Annotated in this window: 16 protein-coding genes; 1 reads left to right on the top strand and 15 read right to left on the bottom strand. The window is 57.1% G+C overall.

Translation table 11 applies throughout. The features are described from left to right. Window positions 1–38: 38 nt before the first annotated feature. The 8 genes from rpoZ to GT003_RS19475 form a co-directional block, all read right to left on the bottom strand. On the bottom strand, window positions 39–254 hold the full coding sequence (gene rpoZ / locus GT003_RS19510) for a DNA-directed RNA polymerase subunit omega (RefSeq protein WP_161700901.1): 216 nt from the start codon (window positions 252–254) through the stop codon (window positions 39–41). A 16-nt stretch (window positions 255–270) separates the two neighbouring features. Next, window positions 271–888 (bottom strand): guanylate kinase, encoded by a 618-nt coding sequence (gmk, locus tag GT003_RS19505; protein WP_161700899.1) that lies wholly within the window; start codon window positions 886–888, stop codon window positions 271–273. Between the two features lie 14 nt (window positions 889–902). After that, on the bottom strand, window positions 903–1163 hold the full coding sequence (gene remA / locus GT003_RS19500) for an extracellular matrix/biofilm regulator RemA (RefSeq protein ID WP_020615370.1): 261 nt from the start codon (window positions 1161–1163) through the stop codon (window positions 903–905). Window positions 1164–1449: 286 nt separating this feature from the next. Then, the gene (locus GT003_RS19495; RefSeq protein ID WP_161700897.1) at window positions 1450–3300 is read right to left on the bottom strand and encodes a bifunctional homocysteine S-methyltransferase/methylenetetrahydrofolate reductase; all 1851 of its coding nucleotides are present in this window, start codon (window positions 3298–3300) and stop codon (window positions 1450–1452) included. A 24-nt stretch (window positions 3301–3324) separates the two neighbouring features. Further along, window positions 3325–4155 (bottom strand): diaminopimelate epimerase, encoded by an 831-nt coding sequence (dapF, locus tag GT003_RS19490; RefSeq protein WP_161700895.1) that lies wholly within the window; start codon window positions 4153–4155, stop codon window positions 3325–3327. Window positions 4156–4829: 674 nt separating this feature from the next. Next, window positions 4830–5528: a class I SAM-dependent methyltransferase gene (locus GT003_RS19485; protein ID WP_161700893.1), complete on the bottom strand. Its 699-nt coding sequence runs from the start codon at window positions 5526–5528 to the stop codon at window positions 4830–4832. 62 nt (window positions 5529–5590) lie between these two features. Further along, entirely contained in the window at window positions 5591–6604 is a 1014-nt protein-coding gene (locus tag GT003_RS19480) for a methyltransferase domain-containing protein (protein WP_161700891.1), read from the bottom strand. A gap of 181 nt (window positions 6605–6785) precedes the next feature. Then, window positions 6786–9578 carry a calcium-translocating P-type ATPase, SERCA-type gene (locus tag GT003_RS19475; RefSeq protein WP_161700889.1) on the bottom strand — a complete coding sequence of 931 codons (2793 nt, stop codon included), beginning with the start codon at window positions 9576–9578 and terminating at the stop codon, window positions 6786–6788. A gap of 159 nt (window positions 9579–9737) precedes the next feature. On the opposite strand from GT003_RS19475, the gene GT003_RS19470 reads away from it, so the two are divergent. Beyond that, complete coding sequence (locus tag GT003_RS19470) at window positions 9738–11594, top strand: Rqc2 family fibronectin-binding protein (protein ID WP_161700886.1); 1857 nt, start codon at window positions 9738–9740, stop codon at window positions 11592–11594. Between the two features lie 60 nt (window positions 11595–11654). On the opposite strand, the gene GT003_RS19465 is transcribed toward GT003_RS19470, so the two are convergent. The 7 genes from GT003_RS19465 to GT003_RS19435 form a co-directional block, all read right to left on the bottom strand. Then, on the bottom strand, window positions 11655–12527 hold the full coding sequence (locus tag GT003_RS19465; RefSeq protein ID WP_170312275.1) for a PHP domain-containing protein: 873 nt from the start codon (window positions 12525–12527) through the stop codon (window positions 11655–11657). Then, window positions 12518–13429 (bottom strand): selenium metabolism-associated LysR family transcriptional regulator, encoded by a 912-nt coding sequence (locus GT003_RS19460; protein WP_161700884.1) that lies wholly within the window; start codon window positions 13427–13429, stop codon window positions 12518–12520. The genes GT003_RS19465 and GT003_RS19460 overlap by 10 nt, the downstream gene beginning before the upstream one ends. Before the next feature lie 115 nt (window positions 13430–13544). Then, window positions 13545–13982 carry a hypothetical protein gene (locus GT003_RS19455; RefSeq protein ID WP_161700882.1) on the bottom strand — a complete coding sequence of 146 codons (438 nt, stop codon included), beginning with the start codon at window positions 13980–13982 and terminating at the stop codon, window positions 13545–13547. A 178-nt stretch (window positions 13983–14160) separates the two neighbouring features. After that, window positions 14161–14424 carry a YlbG family protein gene (locus GT003_RS19450; protein WP_161700880.1) on the bottom strand — a complete coding sequence of 88 codons (264 nt, stop codon included), beginning with the start codon at window positions 14422–14424 and terminating at the stop codon, window positions 14161–14163. Between the two features lie 25 nt (window positions 14425–14449). Then, entirely contained in the window at window positions 14450–14977 is a 528-nt protein-coding gene (locus GT003_RS19445; protein WP_161700878.1) for a YlbF/YmcA family competence regulator, read from the bottom strand. A gap of 94 nt (window positions 14978–15071) precedes the next feature. After that, entirely contained in the window at window positions 15072–16964 is a 1893-nt protein-coding gene (locus tag GT003_RS33045) for a helicase-associated domain-containing protein (protein WP_161700876.1), read from the bottom strand. After that, the gene (locus tag GT003_RS19435; RefSeq protein WP_161701002.1) at window positions 16961–18679 is read right to left on the bottom strand and encodes a DNA repair helicase XPB; all 1719 of its coding nucleotides are present in this window, start codon (window positions 18677–18679) and stop codon (window positions 16961–16963) included. The genes GT003_RS33045 and GT003_RS19435 overlap by 4 nt, the downstream gene beginning before the upstream one ends. Window positions 18680–18727: the final 48 nt, after the last annotated feature.

Genomic DNA, 18727 nt, shown 5'->3' with positions numbered 1-18727 from the left:
AATAACAACCTCGAGGGTTGTTATTCTTGTGCACTCATTTACTCATCGTCTTTCTTGTTCAGCGTGCTCTCCACCACGAGGATATCTTGATAGATCTCTTCGAGCGCTACGCCTACGTATTTATGCGACTTCGGCGAGCGAATCTCGCTCTTGCTTCCATCCCGAAGCTTGCGCGCGCGACGCGATGCCGCGACTACCAGCGAGTACTTGCTGTCTACTTTCTTCATCATTTCATCGATCGATGGATACAACAACGTTCTCTCACCCCACTCATGCTTTCTCGGAAGCTTCCTTCACTTCTTCGAGTTCTTCGATAAACCGGTCCTTGCGGCAGTGCTCCGCGACAATGATGCTTTGAATGCGGTGGCACGCTGCATCGATCTGATCGTTCACCACGGCGTAATCGTAGTAGCGAATCAAATTCATTTCTTCCACCGCTACATTCATCCGGTGGTCAATAATATCGGCATTCTCCGTACCGCGGCCCGTAATGCGCTGTTTAAGCACATCAAGAGACGGCGGCACCAAGAAGATGAACACGCCTTGAGGGAACGTTGCTTTTACTTTGAGCGCGCCCTGCACTTCGATTTCAAGAATAATATCCTTGCCCGAGGCAAGCGTTCGCTCTACAAAATCGCGCGGGGTGCCGTAATAGTTGCCCACGTACTCCGCGTGCTCCAGCAGCGCGTCGCGCGCGATCATGTCTTGAAACTGTTCCCGCGTCTTAAAAAAATAATTGACTCCGTCGATTTCTCCCTGGCGGGGCGAGCGGGTCGTCGCCGATACGGAATAAACCAATTCGTTCTGTTTATGCCGCAGCTCGGAACACACCGTACCTTTGCCTACGCCCGAAGGACCGGACAATACGATTAACAATCCTCTGTTCATATGACTCCCCGTTACTATTCGTCGTGATCGTCATCCTTGGTCGATAGACGATGCGCAACCGTTTCCGGCTGAACCGCTGATAAAATAACATGATCGCTGTCCGTGATGATGACAGCCCGCGTGCGGCGGCCATAAGTGGCGTCGATCAGCATATGCCGGTCGCGCGCTTCTTGAATGATCCGTTTGATAGGCGCAGATTCCGGACTGACGATCGAAATAATCCGATTTGCGGAAACGATGTTCCCGAAACCAATATTGATGAGCTTAATGGCCATGATAGGTTCCCCTCCGGTATCTCTCGTGCATGAGCATGAATAGCACACGATGTATAGATAAGCGCAAGAATGATGGAATCTGCAAGGCAGAATATTGCACTATTCTTGACGAAAAAAGTCCGGAGCATACGTTATGCCAGCTGTCTTGAGCCCCAAGAGCCATAAAAACTCAGAGTCCCTAATTTTAACGCATCGACAGCGGCATGGCAAGTGCATCCAATGTCTATATTAATCCATTTTCATCGGACGAACAAGTGTTAAAGCGCAAACGGGAGAAAAAACGAGGTTACCTCGTTAAACTGCCCGTTTTTTGCCATACATAATCCGTCAGCTTCACTGTCATATCATAGAACATGAACGGCGTAATGAGATAGATGCCATTGAAGTATTCCATCGCCGTATCGAGCAGCTCTTCCGCGATGCGTACGCCTTCCGCGCGTCCCGCTTCGCCCTCGAGTCCTGCCATCCGCTTGCGAACCTCATCCGACAGTTGAATTCCGGGCACTTCATTATGAAGGTACTCTGCGTTTCTCCCGCTGGCGAGCGGCATGATGCCGATGAAGATCGGAACCTGCAGATGCTTCGTCGTTTCCGCGATACGGACGATTAATTCTTTGTCGTAGACGGGCTGGGTCATAATATAATCCGCGCCGGTCTCGATTTTCTTCTCCAGGCGGGCAATCGCTTTATCCAAATATTTGACGTTCGGATTAAACGCCGCGCCCGTTATAAAGTTCGCCTTCTGCTTCAAAGCCTTGCCGGAGAAGGCCACGCCTTCGTTCAGCTGCTTGATCATTCGAATCATCTCGAACGAGGTCAGGTCGTAGACGGAGCTGGAATCCGGCAGGTCGCCGAATCTGGCGGGATCGCCCGTAACGGCAAGGACATGATCAATGCCCAGTGCGTCCAATCCCATCATGTGCGACTGCGTCCCGATGAGGTTGCGGTCGCGGCATGCGATGTGCACGAGCGGCCGGATGCCTACTTGCTGCTGCACGAGCGATGCCAGCGCGATGTTGCTCATGCGCGTGACGGCGAGCGAATTGTCCGCCATGGTCACGGCGTCCGCTTTGATCGCTTTCAGCGCCTTCGCTCCTTCGATGAATTTTTGAATGGCGAGGTCGCGGGGCGGATCAAGCTCGACGATGACCGTATGGCGTTCCTTCACGAGGTCCACGATCGTCGGCTCCGTCGCTGCGGGTCTCTCATCGCGAACGATGATCCGCTCCGAGTATGGTTGGAGCAGCTCCGACGGATCTACCGGCCGCGGCAGGTACCCGTCGAGCGCCGCCGCGATTGCCGCGACATGCTCCGGCGTCGTACCGCAGCAGCCCCCGATGATGCGCGCGCCGCGGTCCGCGAATTTGCGGGCGGATTCCGCGAAGTATTCCGGTGTCGACGTATATTGGTATTTGCCGTCCACGTAATCGGGTATCCCGGCATTCGGGAAGACGGACAACGGCAATTTCACTTCCGCGTTAATGGAATCGATGGCGCGAAGAATGCCGTTCGGGCCGCTGCGACAGTTAAACCCGACGACGTCCGCGCCTTCCAGCCGCAGGCTTTCGAAAGCGGAAGCGATCGGTTTTCCGTCCAGCGTAACCGCTTCTTTCTCCACCGCGAACTGACAAATGACCGGCGTCTCGGATAGGCTCCGCACGATACGAAGCGCCAGCAGCGCTTCCTCCAGATCGTAGAACGTCTCCAGCATGATGCCGTCGACGCCTGCCGTGAGCAGCGCGTTAATCTGCTGCCGGAAGAGGTCGTCCAGCTGAGCGACCGAAATATTTTTGCGTTTCCCGGCCCGGATGGAACCTACCGCGCCGACGACGTAGGCATCGCTGCCGACTGCCCCGCGCGCGATTTGCACGCCTGCCCTGTTGATGGCCTCGACTTCGCTGTCCAGCCCGTAATGCGTCAGGCTCGCCAGATTGGCCGAGAACGTGTTCGTCTCTATGATTCTAGCCCCTGCTTCGTAATAGCGACGATGTACGTCCGTAATCACGTCCGGCCGGAGCAGATTGAATTCTTCGTAGGAAACGCCGACAGGGAACCCCATCCCGTACAGGTAGGTTCCCATCGCGCCGTCCCCGGTCAAGATGCGCGCCTGCAGCGCCTCCCTTAAATCCGGTTTCATTATCAAAACTCCTTCATCTATTGCTTATACCGTTCCGCGGAATACCTCGGCGGCCGGTCCCGTCATATAGACATGGTTCGTTGCTTCATCCCATTCGATCAACAGGTCGCCGCCCTTGAGCGATACCGTCGCCGTCCGATCCGTCAGTCCGTTCAGCACGGAAGCAACGACGGTTGCGCATGCGCCCGTACCGCAAGCCAGCGTCGGTCCCGCCCCGCGTTCCCATACGCGCATGTCCGTGAAGTCCTTGGCGCGCACCGTTACGAATTCCACGTTGATCTTGCGCGGGAACAAGGGATGGACTTCCAATTTCGGGCCCCATGCCGCCAGGTCGAAATTGACCGCGTCGTCGACGTAGATGACGCAGTGCGGGTTCCCCATCGAGACCGCCGTAAACTTGAATTCGCGGCCGTCCACCTCGATCGATTGATTGATGACCGGATTGGCATCGATCGTCGTCGGTACCTTCAAGCCTTCGAGAATCGGCTGCCCCATGTTGACGCGGACTTTCACGACTTTGCCGTTGTCCACGGTCAATTGCACGGCCTGCACGCCGGCGCCCAGCGTCTCGATGGTCAGCGTTTCTTTGTCCGTCAAGCCGTTGTCGTACACGTACTTCGCTACGCAGCGAATGGCATTGCCGCACTGCTCCGCTTCGGATCCGTCCGAATTGATGATGCGCATCCGGAAATCCGCTTTCTCCGAAGGCAAAATATAAACGAGTCCGTCGGCCCCGATACCGAAGAAGCGATTGCAAAGCTGCTCCGCCAGCTGCGCTGCGTTATCCGGCAGCTTCGATTCGCCTGCGACTACGATAAAGTCGTTCCCTAGTCCGTGCATTTTCGTAAAGTTCATTATAGTTGCTCTCCTCTACCTATTAGGTTTCCATTTGCAACTATTATAATTTATTTATTGTACTTTAATCTTTGCATTTTTGCATCACTTTCATGTAGTTATGTGTCGATTCCCCTAAATCCCCCTTCTCCAAGGGGGACCCCAAGGGCTCCGCCCTCTGGACACCCGAATGGGGATAACGTTGGCGCCGCAGAGAATCGCACCCGTGTTTCTACGTGCCGGGCTCGCTTTCGTCCCTCGCGGGACACGCTTTACGTTTGGCGGATGTGAGCTGCCTGGTGTCCCTTGCGGGACCATGGGAACGTGATGCGCCGGAGAGACGCGCGAGGAGTCCATGCGTGCTGGGCTCGCTTTCGTCCCTTGCGGGACACGCTTTACGTTTGGCGCAGGGTTGGATTGCCTGGGGTTCGCTGCGCTCTCCGGCAATTTGGGGGCCGCCAGGTTCTTGGCGGCGAAGATGGTTTGTGGGATTGCCTGGGCTATTCGCTGCGCTCCGCCGGCAATTATGGGCCGCCAGGTTCTTGGCGGCGAAGTTCGTTACACGATTGCCTGGGCTTTTCGCTGTGCTCTGCCGGCAATTGGTGGGCCGCCTTGTCCTTGGGCGGCGAAGTTCGATATGCGATTGCCTGAGCATTTGCAGGCAAAAGTCGGCGCGCCTTTTGGGGCTCCCTTCCTTAAAAGCTTTTCCACCAGATACCTGTGCATTCGGGGAAATGAACGGTTTGGTCGTTCACCACTTGCTGGCTGAACTCGCTGCCGAAGAAGAAATCGATGAGGGCGAATGCTTCTTCCTCGGAGGCGAAATGGAAATCCGTCCGGATGTACCGATGCTCGAAGCCATGCTGCTGCTCCAGCGCTCGATAATAATCCTTCAGAAAGCTTGGGGGATTCGGTTCGGACGCGCCGGTGCCATAGTTTTCGAAGATGATCGCCGTGCCTCCCGGACGGATCACTCGTTCCATTTCGGCGAGGATGGCTTGCAAGTTCGTCCGCCAGTTCGGGACATTGCTGCTTGCCGAATAACAGATCGTCCAGCCCGCGGTCAGCAGATCGACGCTTTGGTTAACCAGAGGAAGCCGGTCGTTGACGCCTTGACTGGTCCGCCAATTGGTCATCTTTGCTTCCGTCAGCTGTTTGGCGGCGATATCGAGCATGGCTTGCGATGCATCCGTCAATAGAATGGATCTTACCTGCGGGGCAAGCAGCCTCGCCAGCCTTCCAGTGCCGGAACCGATGTCGACCGCATCCAGCACCGTCAGGTCGGGTACGATCGTTTGAATGGCGCGAAGCAGATTGTCCTCGGCGTCTTCGCTGGCGATTAGCCTTTCGTAACGCTCGGCTTGGGTTTGATAAATAATGTCGTGTTCGATCATCGTATTCCCTCCCGGATTGTTGTCTTCCTCAGCATGAGGCTTGACGCCGGGTGAAGGTCAAGTCAATGTTTGCGAACGGCGTAGAGCGCGCCAATGCTCGTGTTGATACTATAATGCAGCGTAATATAACCGCGTTCCCTGAACCAAGCCGTCAGCTCGCTGCGGTCGATTGCATGCCTCGTCGGGTCCGACTCTCCTGCCCCCAGCCCATTGTCCCGCATGAGGCCAGCTAGACAAATTCTCCCGTGCGGTTTCAGCACGCGGTCCATTTCTTCCAGCGCCAGCAGCTGCTGCCCGCCGCTCATATAATGCAGCGCGAACGCGGATACGACGAACGGAAATCGCCCGTCCGCGAAGGGAAGCGCGAGCGCATTGCCCAGCTTGGCCGTTACGGAAGGATGCTTGTCCCGGCAAAGGGACAACATTTCCCTGGACTGGTCGACGCCCGACATCCGGGCCCCGCCCGCTGCGAGCAGGCCGGCTAAATTCCCTGTCCCCGTCCCGATATCCAGCCCTTCTTCGCCCTCCTGCGGCGATACCCACTGCATGATTAAATCCAATACTTGCTCGTACTCCGCCTGCGACAATGCGGCACCTGCGGACATCCATGCGGAGGAACCGTCGAATTCGGCTGCAAGCTTGTCGAATTGCCAGGCGTCGATCCATGATTCCTGCTGCCGCCGAACCTCCTTCAGCCGGCCCGTCAATTGAAGCAGGTCCTCGGGCTCCAGCTTCCCCTTCGCCTCCAGCCGCCCGATCAGTTCATCCAGCATGGCGATCGCGTATTTGCTTTCCACCCATTTGGAGACGAGCGCCATTCTTTGCAGCTCAAGATCATGGTGCACGGTCGCGGAATCCCCTTCGTCATGCCGTTCGATCAACGTTTTGATTCGATCCAATCCAAGCCCGACGCTCCGCAGCGCGGCAATCGTTTGCAGCCGCCAAGCGTCGCTCTCCGAGAAAATCCGGTAGCCGTTCTTTGCTTCGCGTCCGGGCTTGAGCAGCCCCTTCGTTTCATAGAGCCTGATCGCGCGCGGCGTTATCGCCAGCCTCTCCGCAATTTCATTGATTTTCACGCCAACGAAGCCTCCTTCATCCCTGCCTTGGACTATTGTTCCTGTTCCTGTTCCTGAACTACAGTATAAACCATGACGCAGGGTCAAGGTATCCAAGTCGTTTCTCGCCGAAGTCTCACGCCTAGAGGCGCGAACGCGAAAAAGACTGCCTGGAATAATCCCCAGACAGTCCTCTTCTCGATCAACGCATCGCTGCTTTTTGGCCTCCGAGCGGCCATTTGGATTTCTTCTTCTTGTCCGTCGTGCCGAGCACGCTGCCGATGCCCATGAAGAACGTCGGGATTCCGGCGGCGACAAGCACCAGGCACCAGTCGCGGATCGTTAGCGGCACGGTTTTGAAAATCGGCTGCAATACCGGCACGTACAAGACGGCAAGCATCAGCACGACCGACGACAGGACGGCGAACAGCAAATATTTATTTTGCAGGATGTTGCGGTGGAAAATCGATCTCGAGCTGCGGCAGTCGAATACGTGGATCAACTGCGCCATGACGAGCGTTGCGAACGCGACCGTCTGCGCGTGGATTAGATTTTGCGGGTCGCCCGGCTTGATGCGCAGCGTTATCCAGAACGCCGCCAGCGTGAACACGCCGATCAGAATACCGCGGCTGATGATTTTCCAACCGAGCCTGCGGGCGAATATATTTTCCTTCGCAGAGCGCGGCTTCTGCTGCATGAGGTCCTTCTCTGCCTGGTCGACGCCAAGCGCCATGGCAGGCAGGCCGTCCGTCACCAGGTTCACCCACAAGATTTGGATCGGCACGAGCGGCAGCGGCAGTCCGGCCATCATCGCCAGGAACATCGTTAAGATTTCGCCCACGTTCGAAGCAAGCAGGTAGCGGATAAATTTGCGAATGTTCTCGTAGATGCCCCGGCCTTCCTCGATGGCGGCCACGATGCTCGAGAAATTGTCATCGCTCAGGACGAGCGACGATGCTTCCTTGGATACGTCTGTTCCGGTGATGCCCATCGCGATGCCGATGTCGGCCGCCTTGATCGCCGGCGCGTCGTTGACGCCGTCGCCGGTCATCGCCACGACATGTCCTTTGCGCTGCAGCGCCTTGACGATACGCAGCTTATGCTCAGGCGATACGCGTGCGTATACGAAGATATTATCGGCCAGCCGATCCAGCTGTTCCTCCGACATTTCGTTCAATTGCTGCCCGCTGACCGCGATGCCGCCGCGCGGCATGATGCCGAGCTGTCCCGCGATCGCTTCCGCCGTCGATTGATGGTCGCCGGTAATCATGACCGTCTTGATGCCCGCACGGCGGCAGTTCGCGATCGCTTCCTTCACTTCGCGGCGCGGCGGGTCGATCATGCCGGATAGGCCGACGAAGATCAGCGAATGCTCGACATCCGTTTCCACCTCCGACGCATCATGCGGACGCAGCTCGCGGTAGGCGAAACCCAGTACCCGAAGCGCGCCCGCGGCCAGCTTCTCTCCTGCATCCCCGACCTTCTGCTTGAGCGTAGCCGTGAATGGCACGACTTTGCCGTCCCATAAAATGTACGCGCATTGATTCATCAGCACGTCCGGCGCGCCCTTCGTGCAGACCAGGCGTCCTCCTTGATGCGAGACCAGCACGGACATCCGCTTGCGCTCGGAATCGAACGGATACTCCTTGATCCGCTTATAGAGCCCTTCCATCGACTTGGCGGATACCCCGAGCTTGGAGGCCAGTACCGTCAGCGCCCCTTCCGTCGGATCGCCTTTCAACACCCACTCGTCCTGCACGATCATGCCTTTTCCCTTCTTGCGCTTGGGATCCGGCTCTTGGTCGAGCTTGGAGACGGTTGCGTTGTTGCACAGCGCCGCGACCTGCAGCAGCCGGCGAAGCGACTGGTCATGCTTGATATCTACGCCCTTGCCGCCCTCGAAGCAGCCCCCGGCCGGCTCGTAGCCTTCGCCCGTAATATCCATGCCGCGTCCGCCGATCCACAGCTTCGTCACGGTCATTTTATTTTGCGTCAACGTTCCCGTCTTGTCCGAGCAGATGACGGACGCGCAGCCGAGCGTCTCGACGGAAGGCAGTTTGCGCACGATCGCGCGCCGTTTAATCATCCGCTGCACGCCGAGCGCGAGAGCGATCGTAACAATGGCCGGCAGTCCTTCCGGAATCGCGGCGACCGCCAGGCTGACGCCGGCAAGGAACATTTCGTAAGCCGGTTGACCGTGAAGGATGCCTGCAAGCACGACCATGACCGTGAGCGCCAGAGCGACGATGATGAGAATTTTGCCCAGCTGCTCAAGACGGTGCTGGAGCGGCGTCTCCATCGATTCCGTCTGCTGAATCAGATTGGCGATTTTGCCCATTTCCGTGTTCATGCCTGTCCGGACGACGATGCCCTTGGCCGTGCCGCGGGTGATCATCGTGCCCATGAAGCCGATGTTGCGCATATCGCCGAGCGGAATATCCGATGACTTGATCGGATCGCAGTGCTTGTTCACCGGCACCGACTCGCCCGTCAAAGCCGACTCTTCCGCGTAACAGCTGTTCGTTTCGGTAAACCGCAGGTCTGCCGGGATCCGGTCGCCGCTCTCAAGCTCTACGACATCTCCCGGAACGAGCTCGCTCGCGGGAATAAAGATAATTTCTCCTCCGCGCAGCGCCTTGGCCATCGGAGCCGACAGCGCTTTGAGCGCGCGCAGCGATTTCTCCGCCCGGAACTCTTGCACGAATCCGAGAACGGCGTTGATCACGATAATCGCAACGATCGTAATGGCGTCCAAATATTCGCCGAGCAGCCCCGAGATCAAAGTCGCCCCCATGAGCACCAGCACCATGAAGTCTTTGAACTGACCCAGAAAGAGCTTCAGCGGCGAAACTTTCTTCCCCTCCGACAGCTCGTTTCGGCCTACCTGCATCAATCGCTCGGCCGCCTTGTCCGGCGACAGCCCGGTTTCCAGGTTCGCATCCAATGCCTTCGCCAGCTCGGCCGTTTCCAGTCCATGCCACATTCCTTGTTCCATTCCTCCGACTCCCTTCCGATACTCGCCGCCTGACGGACAGCCTCTATGGGCTAAATGTATTCGGACAAACCTGAAAATATCCCAGCCCGGGACTTAAGTTTTTGTTCCGGTTATGGCATGATAGGAAAGATGAATGACAAGTAAAGGGGAATATACGCTATGGCCTTAGATGGAATCGTTACCCGCGCCGTCGCGGATGAGCTTCAAGCCTGCGTCGGAGCGCGCATTCATAAAATACACCAGCCGTCGCCGCATGACCTCGTTCTGCAAATTCGCGGCGGCGGAATCCAGGGCAGGCTGCTGCTCTCGGCTAACCCGACCTACCCGCGCGTGCACTGGTCGGAGCAATCCTTCGTCAACCCGATGGAGGCGCCGATGTTCTGCATGCTGATGCGCAAATATTGCGAAGGCGCCGTGATCGAAGCCGTCCGTCAAGTCGGCAATGAACGCATCCTTCATCTCGATGTCCGCCAGAGGGACGAGCTGGGCGATACGTTTCAGAAGCGAATCGTCATCGAGCTCATGGGCCGGCACAGCAACATAATTCTGCTCGATGCGGCCACGGAGACCATCCACGATGGCATTCACCATGTCACGCCGTCCATCAGCAGCTTCCGCGTCGTTATGCCGGGGACGGCTTACGTCTCCCCGCCGGAGCAGGGCAAACGCGATCCGTTCTCGATCTTGAACGAGCAGGAATTCACGGACGCGCTTCATGCGGCCGGGACGGCTTTATTGCATCCGCCGATGCCCGACGAGGACAGCATCCATTTCGGAACGGCGCCGAAGGCGGTCCCGGCCGAATCGTTGACGCCGGACAAGCTGATCGTCGCCGCGTTCAGCGGACTGAGCCCCCTGCTGGCCAAGGAAATCGTCTACCGTGGAACCGCGGGCGAAGCACCGATCACGCTGCCGAATGGTCTGGATGAGCTGCAGCTTACGAGCGGTACGCTTTGGCCGATATTCAATGAGTTGATGACGCAGTTCCGGACGCGCAAGTACGAACCGCAGATCGTCGCCCTAAGCGGCGGCAGCGGGAAGTCCGCCTTCTCCGTGACGGCATTGACGCATCTCTCCGGAGACACCTCGGCATTCGCAACGGTAAGCGCCTGCCTCGAGGCCTTCTACGGCGACAAAGCGCAGCGCGATACCGTGAAGCAGCGGGTGTCGGATCTCATCCGTTTCCTGCAAAACGAACGCAATAAGAACGAGAAAAAGGTAGAAAAGCTGGAGGAAACGCTGCGCGAGGCACGCGAAGCCGATAAATTCCGCATCTTGGGCGAGCTGCTGACGGCCAGCCTGCACGCGGTTCAGCGCGGCGATACTTCCGTGGAGCTTGCGAACTATTACGAGGAAGACATGCCGCTCGTCACGATCACGCTCGATCCGCAGCTGACGCCTTCCCAGAATGCGCAGCGGCTGTTCAAGAAATATGCCAAGTTCCGCAACAGCCAAACGGTCGTGGCCGAACAGATGGAGCTGGCCGAGCGGGAGATCCAGTATCTCGCCTCGCTTCTGCAGCAGCTCGACAGCGCATCGCTTGCCGATATCGAGGAGATACGAGAAGAACTCGTCGATCAGGGGTACATGAGACAGCGCGTGAAGCGCGGGGCCAAGAAGAAGAAGCCGAAGCAGCCGGCGCTCCTCTGCTACACTTCATCGGAAGGCCTGCCGATCTATGTAGGCAAGAACAACACGCAGAACGATTTTTTGACGAACAAAGTGGCGGGGCCGAACGACACATGGCTGCATACCAAGGACATCCCCGGCTCGCATGTCGTGATCCGCGGGAACGCCTTCAATGACAGCACGCTCGAAGAGGCGGCCATGCTGGCGGCGCAATTCAGCCAGGCTCGCTCGTCGTCAATGGTTCCCGTCGACTACACGCTCATCCGCCATGTCAAGAAACCGAGCGGCGCCAAACCGGGTTTTGTCATCTACGATCATCAAAAAACGCTGTTCATCACTCCGGATGAACAGCGCCTCAAGGACCTGCCTTCGCAAATCAAAATCTAATCCGGCGATTGCCGCCGATGTGCGCCGAGCGGTACGCAAGCTTCCAGAAGCTGCGTATCGCTATTTGTTATTCCGACGCGCGGGATCCAGCTGCTCCAGAACGGCCGCATCGACCGTCCGGCTGCCGATCTCGCCGTGAAACACGACGCCCTGCCGTTCGCCGTGAAAGTCCGAACCGCCCGTTACGATCAAACCATGATCCTGGGCGATCTTCAAATACCGCGCCTCGGCGGCTTCGTCGTGATCGGAGTGGTAGACTTCGATCCCTTGGGCGCCGCGCGCGACGATCGCTTGGACGAGCTCATCGTTGCCGTATAAGCCCGGATGGGCGATGACGCTCGTTCCGCCGGCCTCGCGGATCCATTCCAGCGCCTCGAACGGATGCAGCCGCGGCGGATTGGCGTACGCCGCCCCGTCTTGGCCCAGGTAGCGATCGAACGCTTCCTGCATCGAACCGACGAAGCCTCTCTTCACCAACACCGCGGCGATGTGCGGCCGTCCCAGAGAGCCGCTGTCCTTGCCCTGCGACTTCGCCTCTTCCTCGACCTCTCCAAGCGTAATCGCGATACCCAGCTCGTTCAGCCGCGCGATGATCATGTCGTTGCGCTGTTCCCTGAGCGTGAGCAGACGCTCCAGCTTCCGGCGCCATTCCGCACTGCGCCAATCCATGTAATAACCCAGAATATGAATATCGATGCCTTCCGCGACGGTGCTGATTTCCACGCCCGGAACGACGGCGATGCCGAGACGTTCGCCCGCTTCCATCGCTTCCTCGATGCCGTCAACCGTATCGTGATCGGTGATGGCGATTGCCGCAAGCCCTCTCGCCTTCGCGACCGCGACATTATCGGACGGCCGCTGCAGGCCGTCAGAAGACGTTGTATGCGTATGCAAATCCGCCTTGCCGTTTAGATCACGTTCAATTAGAGCCATTGCTGCAGATCCCTCTCTCTCAGAAAAGTCAGAAACGTAACGGCAGAAATAGGGAGCAGCGCGGATTTTAGAAAGATGGAATAAAATTGCCGCTTGAACTGCACGTCCCGAATCGGAATCGTTTGAATAAGCCCGAGCGCTACCTCGTGTTTGACGGAAGATGCGGATACGAACGAGATGCCGAGACCGGCTTCGACCGCGGATTTCACTGCGCCCGTGCTGCCCAGCTCCATCACGATCTTCAGGTCCGCGATGTCCATTTTTTTCGCCCGGAGCTGCTCTTCCATGACGAGCCGCGTGCCGGAACCCTGCTCCCGCAGCACGATCGGATATTGCATCACTTCTTCGAGCTCGACTTCCGTTCTGCCCGCAAGGGGATGCGATTTGCCGACGATCAGCTTCAGCTCGTCGCTCAACACCGCTTCCATATGCATGTCCGGATGATTGACAGGCGCTTCGATCAAGCCGAAGTTCAATTGATGATTCACGATCTCTTCCATAATCTGGGCGGTGTTCATGACTTTCATGCTGATGGCGATATGCGGGAATTCCTGACCGAACGGCCCCAGCAGCCGCGGAAGGATATATTCCCCGATCGTCAGGCTTGCGCCTAGCTGGAGCCGTCCTTTAAGCTGCTTCGTGAATTTGGACATGTGCAGGTCGGTATCGCGGATCAAATCGATGCTGCGCTGGGCGAACGGCATCAATGCCCTCCCCGCCTCCGTCAGCTCGATTCGTTTGGTCGAGCGCTGCAGGAGCTTCGAGCCGAAATAATCCTCCAAGGATTGGACCTGCATCGTCACGGCCGGCTGCGTCATATGCAGAGCTTGCGCGGCGGCGGAGAAGCTGCCGCGCTCCGCAACGGTATAAAAAATATGGAGTTGATGAAAATTGAGCGCCATGAAGGGCATCCCTCCCTTTCTCTTCGCATTATTATACATCAAACGGTGCGGGATTTACCCGACTGATAAGAAAAAGCACGAGCTTCAGCCCGTGCCTGACTTCTTATTTTCCACTTTACTTGCGTTTGCGGCTGTTTTTGATTAAGGTCATTCTTCTGGAATGACGCAGCCAGGAATAATAAGACTTCAAATCGCGTAGTTCTATAGTCTCAGACATTCTTCCCAGAAAAGTGACAACGATCATTTTGTGCAGCGGATTGCCGGTCAGATCCGTTTCTTTCTCCAATACAGCAAATTCGGCCACGAACACCAAGTCATCGTCAATCAGATAAACGTCCTGCTCGTTTCGGTAATAAGGTTCCATTCGTCCTTGCTTCAGGCACTGCCACATGAAGTCTGCGATATCTTCAAAGCCGGTTTTTTCGCTCTCGACGCGGTCGGCCCAGCGGCTCTTGGCGTGGTTCGTGATGACAATATCCGCCACTTTTTTATCGCCCAATACGACATGGAACGACTCGTAGGTGTTCCATCTATCGGTCATCTTGTCTTTCATACGCGATCCACCCCTCCCCTGAAGTAGGCCTTATTATCTATTGTACTTTCCATATTATTGTAGCATGCATGTCCGAGATTTCAACATAAAAATAAACTCGCCCCAAATATGGAACATAATGGATGTACTGAAGTTGTAAAAAGGCTCCCGACTTCAAAATTCGGCCGGGAGCCTGCGACTACAAGCTGTAAAAACGTGTTTTATCTGGAACGCCCTGGGTATATTCCGTTTTTATTTCATTGCGATACGAGCGTTCGATGCGTTTTACGAAAGGCAGGCGTCCCATGTTGCGCACGACTTCTTCCGCCCGGTCGGCGTTCATGTACATCACGACATAATGCATTTTACGTGACATGTAATGAACCGTTCCATATTTTTCTAGCGAACGGGCAGCTTTTAGATCGCTGACCCATATGATATAACCCACGCGTTCCGAAAACATGAAATGCCCCCCGTTCTCCTCTCTCTTACCCGCAGCCGCCGCTGCCGCAGCTGCACGAACCGCCGCTGCCGCAACCGCCGCCCTTAGGCAGCGGATCGTTGCTCGGCACCTTGATCGTATCCGATACTGCAGCTGCGATCTCCGCCGCAATCGCATGCAGCAGATCGTCGACGGCTTGCTCGGCCGCCTTGAATCGGCTGACGCATTCGATCTCGTTCAGCTGCCGCTGAACCTCCTGCACGTTGTCCTTCGCGGCGTTATAGTCCGGGTGAAACCGACCGAACCGTTCGCAGTCCACGAATAGCTCTTTCGCCTTCTCGAACTGCTTCACGAGCTGACGCACTTGATCGTTCGCGTCGACAACGGATTTCCAATATGCATATTCGGCAACTTCCGCCGACTGGTTTACTAAATCGCCAATTTCGTAGGCGCGCAAAAGCAGCTGCCCCATATCGAGCGATGCCGGACTAGCAAACTCAAAAGAATCAAAAGATTCGAAGAGCGGCAAATCCAGTTCGAACGCTGCGGGGTCCGTTAACGGCAAGGTTTCCATTAATTCTGCCCCCTTTATGATCAATAGGCTAAGCCTTACACGTATCATACCATACCCTGATCGCAAAAAGGTAGAGCAGACGATGAATTCGAAGCTATGAATTCACGGGCGGAACCGGAAGCACGAGCATCATTTCCTCCCACATCCCCGGATACAGCTTCACGGCCGTCAAGGGCTCCGTTTCCGGTTTCGGCTGTGCATGTCCGCAAACCGCCCACATGCCGTCCGCCTCGTCGACGATGCGCTCCGGAACGAACAGGGTAACCGCGCCTTCGCAATTCAGCTTGACCGTTGTCCGCCACGACAAAGCCTGCTCCATCATATCCCGCCTCGTCGACAGATGGTAGGATCTGAACTGCTTCAGCCACATCGAAGGTACCTCTTCCATCCCAGCGAATAAATGCTTCTCGCTCATTCGGTCATGGAGCAGCTCATAGGTTCCGCCCAATGCCGGCTCATAATAGACATCAAGCGGAACTGTTTCGTAGCTTCGTTTCGCTGGCTGGATGGAAACAACGCTCTTGGGATCCGAATAATCGTCGTAACCGTTCATCCCCTGCTTGATCGCAGCTCGCACCGGATCCGGCAGCGGATCCTGAGTCAAGCGTTCCAAGTAAGCGACGATCGAGTCCGATGTCCACCTTGCACCGCCGGCGCGTTTGATGCTGCCTGCATCCATGCGGTAGACCGTCGTATGATCCGTCCTCCGGCGCGCAGCTATCAACTCGAGCTTCCAACGATCCCTATAGGAACAGCTCATGTCCACATACAGGTCGCCGTCGGGGGTGAGTTGAACAGCCCCGGAACCGAAAGCTTCCGCTTGGTCTGCATTTTCTGCATGCTCCCTCTGCCGTGCCGTGTTAGACTCAGCCATGACGGGTTCAGAGGCGCGGAATTCAGTCATTCGCGATTCGGCCCGGGCATCCAGAAGCCACTTGACAACCGCTTTGCCTTGCTGATCTACGCCGTTTTCGATCCAGCCTAATTGCCTGAATAGTCGGCACCAGGCATCTATCGTCGACGCATGCGGCTTGGCTAACAGCTTCTGACGCTCCATTCCGCCGGCTTCGATCTCTTCCAGCCGGTACCAGACGCCGGCTTCAAGCGAGCATAAGCTCGCGGCGCAGGCCGCCGCAGCGGTATTACGTGCGCATACGACGGATAGCAGCTGCCTGAACAGCTGTCCCTCCCGACGTATCGGCCACTCGCCAAGCCATTCCTGCCAGCTGTCGTTCTGAAGCGCGAAAGCGCCATCCTTCACGCGAAGCCAGCCATTCTCGACGGCTGTCTCCAGCACGAAGAGCAGCGCAGGCGGATATGCGCCTGCCGCTTCCGCATTTCCCGCTGCCGGCGCAGCAGCAGGCGTTAACAGCTCCGTTAGCGTCCGATCTTCTAAGTACAGCTGCTCGGCGCCTTTGGCGATCGTGCGTTTCGTCAGAACGCCCTTCGAGGTGAATTTCATGCCAGCGTCCTCCAACTGCGCCATCGCATGCAAGAGCTGCAGGCTGAACGGCGGAACATAGCCGGATTCCTCAATAGCGTCTATCGTCAGCGGATCCACGGCTTGCAGCGTGCAAACAGCGTCCCTGTTTCTGTGAATTTCCATGATCGTGCTGTGCCACGGGAAGAAACTGTCGAGCGGCAGCATGAACAGCTTCTCTCCCCAGCCTTTGCGCACGGCAAACACGATGCCCGCTTCCGTGAGACGAAGCAAACCGAAACGAAGCGTCGCTCCCGCGATGCCCGGCCGTGCAGCCTGCAGCAGCTGTTCCTCGGAGAAGGCAAGCGGGCCCGGGCCGCACACGATGATTTCCAGCGTCAGTGCCGCCTCGGCCGTCATCAAGTGCCATGCGGATGCCGTGCACCTCGGGTCCGTCAACGCGTCTGGCCAGCTCGCTGCGGGATGACATGCTTCCCACATGGGATGCGCCTGCATGCGAGCGATCTCCCCCTCGGAGAGCTTGTCGGTGATTTGGCGAACGTTCACTGCGCAGCCCCCCGTTTGGCTGTCTCGGCCCCTTGAATACGGTTTTGCAGCTCCGGCCAGTCCTCGAGTGCGTAACGATACCCTTGCTCGAGCAGGAACAACTGCCGTCTGCCGGCATACTCCGTTTCTTTCGTTCCGCCCGTAACGACCGTGTAGAACCACGCCTCGTTGTCGCGGGTTTTCGGCCGCAGGATCCGTCCAATTCGCTGTGCTTCCTCCTGCCGCGAGCCATAGCTGCCCGACACTTGAATCGCGACTGCCGCTTCAGGCAAATCGACGGCGAAATTCGCGACCTTGGAGACGACCAGCACCGAAATTTCACCGGACTTGAAGCGTCCGTATAGTGTGGCTCTCTCCTCATGGGACAGCTCGCCCGTTAGAACGGGTGCGTCCAATTCTTCCGCAAGCTGATGCAGCTGGCTCAAATATTGGCCGATTACGAGCGCTGGCTTGCCGGCATGCAGCTTCAGCAGTTCGCGCACCACATGAACCTTGTCTTTATTTTCGCCGGCGATGCGGATTTTGGCCTTCTCCCCTGCGGCAACATAGGCTTCGACCTCTTCATGCGCAAGCGGCACCCGGATTTCCGTACAAGTCAAGGAAGCGATCCAATTCCGCGTCTCGAGCGTTTTCCAGGGCAAATCGAACCGTTTCGGCCCGATCAGGGAGAACACGTCCTGTTCCCTCCCGTCTTCGCGGACAAGCGTCGCCGTCAATCCGAGCCTTCTCGTCGCCTGCAGGTCTGCCGTCATGCGAAACACGGGTGCCGGAAGCAAATGCACCTCGTCATAAATAATCAGCCCCCAGTTCCGTTGGCTGAATAACCGCATATGTGCGTACTCCTCGCTCTTCTGCCGGCGGCTCGTCAATATTTGATACGTCGCGATCGTCACGGGCCTGACTTCCTTGGACGATGCGGCATACGTGCCGATCTGCTCATCTTGCAGCGAGGTCTTATCCAGCAGCTCCGACTTCCATTGGTTGACCGATGTGACGTTGGAGGTCAAGATCAGCGTATCGCAGCGCATGCGGGCCAGTGCCGCGATGCCGATAATCGTCTTCCCCGCTCCGCATGGCAGCACCAGCACGCCGCTTCCGCCCTCGACCTGCCCTTCCCGATAAAATAAATTGACCGCACGTTCCTGATAGTCTCGAAGCTGGAACATGCGGCCGCCGGCCGTTCGAGGACTCAGCTCCACTTCCAGCGCTTCTCCATGCCGGTAACCGGCCAAATCCAGAACCGGATAGCCGAGCCTGGTCAGTTCCTGTTTCAGCAGTCCCCTCGCTTCCGGTTTCACGCTGCGCTGCCCGGGGTCTCGGATCGGCAGCCACGTATCCGCAATCGCGGCCTTCTCCTCCAGCGAAGCAAGCAGTTCTTCTTCGCCGAGCAGCAGCAGGCTTCCCTCGCCGGTTTGCTGCAGCTTAAGCTTGCCGTACCGCCCCCCCAGCTTGCGAATGGCGCTTACGACTTGCAGCGGAACTTCATTCGAGCTGAACGCTATCAGCCCTTCAATGATTTCATCCGGCGCTACCCCGGCTGACGCCGCATTCCATAACGACATCGGCGTTATGCGGTAGGTGTGAATATGTCCCGGACGCTTGGTCAAATCGGCAAAACGGCTCAACTGCTCGCGCGCAGCCTCCGCCTGCTCATGCCTGTCATCCAACAGCACCGTCAAGTCGGCTTGGACGCACAAGGGCCGATCGCGTTTCATCACGTTCACCATCTCCCGGATTCAAGATAATACCTCAGTATGACAGTA

It is taken from the genome of Paenibacillus sacheonensis, from assembly GCF_009909195.1.
GTDB lineage: Bacteria > Bacillota > Bacilli > Paenibacillales > Paenibacillaceae > Paenibacillus_Z > Paenibacillus_Z sacheonensis.
The sequence above is the reverse complement of the archived record's forward strand: the minus strand, read 5'-3'. Positions and strand labels throughout refer to the sequence as shown.

Coding starts and splice junctions, on each gene's coding strand:
- GT003_RS19460 (WP_161700884.1), bottom strand. CDS start 13,429: ATGGCGCTCAATTTTCATCAACTCCATATTTTTTATACCGTTGCGGAG.
- gmk (WP_161700899.1), bottom strand. CDS start 888: ATGAACAGAGGATTGTTAATCGTATTGTCCGGTCCTTCGGGCGTAGGC.
- GT003_RS19455 (WP_161700882.1), bottom strand. CDS start 13,982: ATGAAAGACAAGATGACCGATAGATGGAACACCTACGAGTCGTTCCAT.
- GT003_RS19450 (WP_161700880.1), bottom strand. CDS start 14,424: ATGTTTTCGGAACGCGTGGGTTATATCATATGGGTCAGCGATCTAAAA.
- remA (WP_020615370.1), bottom strand. CDS start 1,163: ATGGCCATTAAGCTCATCAATATTGGTTTCGGGAACATCGTTTCCGCA.
- GT003_RS19465 (WP_170312275.1), bottom strand. CDS start 12,527: ATGGCTCTAATTGAACGTGATCTAAACGGCAAGGCGGATTTGCATACG.
- GT003_RS19435 (WP_161701002.1), bottom strand. CDS start 18,679: ATGAAACGCGATCGGCCCTTGTGCGTCCAAGCCGACTTGACGGTGCTG.
- GT003_RS19475 (WP_161700889.1), bottom strand. CDS start 9,578: ATGGAACAAGGAATGTGGCATGGACTGGAAACGGCCGAGCTGGCGAAG.
- GT003_RS19470 (WP_161700886.1), top strand. CDS start 9,738: ATGGCCTTAGATGGAATCGTTACCCGCGCCGTCGCGGATGAGCTTCAA.
- dapF (WP_161700895.1), bottom strand. CDS start 4,155: ATGAACTTTACGAAAATGCACGGACTAGGGAACGACTTTATCGTAGTC.
- GT003_RS19485 (WP_161700893.1), bottom strand. CDS start 5,528: ATGATCGAACACGACATTATTTATCAAACCCAAGCCGAGCGTTACGAA.
- GT003_RS19445 (WP_161700878.1), bottom strand. CDS start 14,977: ATGGAAACCTTGCCGTTAACGGACCCCGCAGCGTTCGAACTGGATTTG.
- GT003_RS19495 (WP_161700897.1), bottom strand. CDS start 3,300: ATGAAACCGGATTTAAGGGAGGCGCTGCAGGCGCGCATCTTGACCGGG.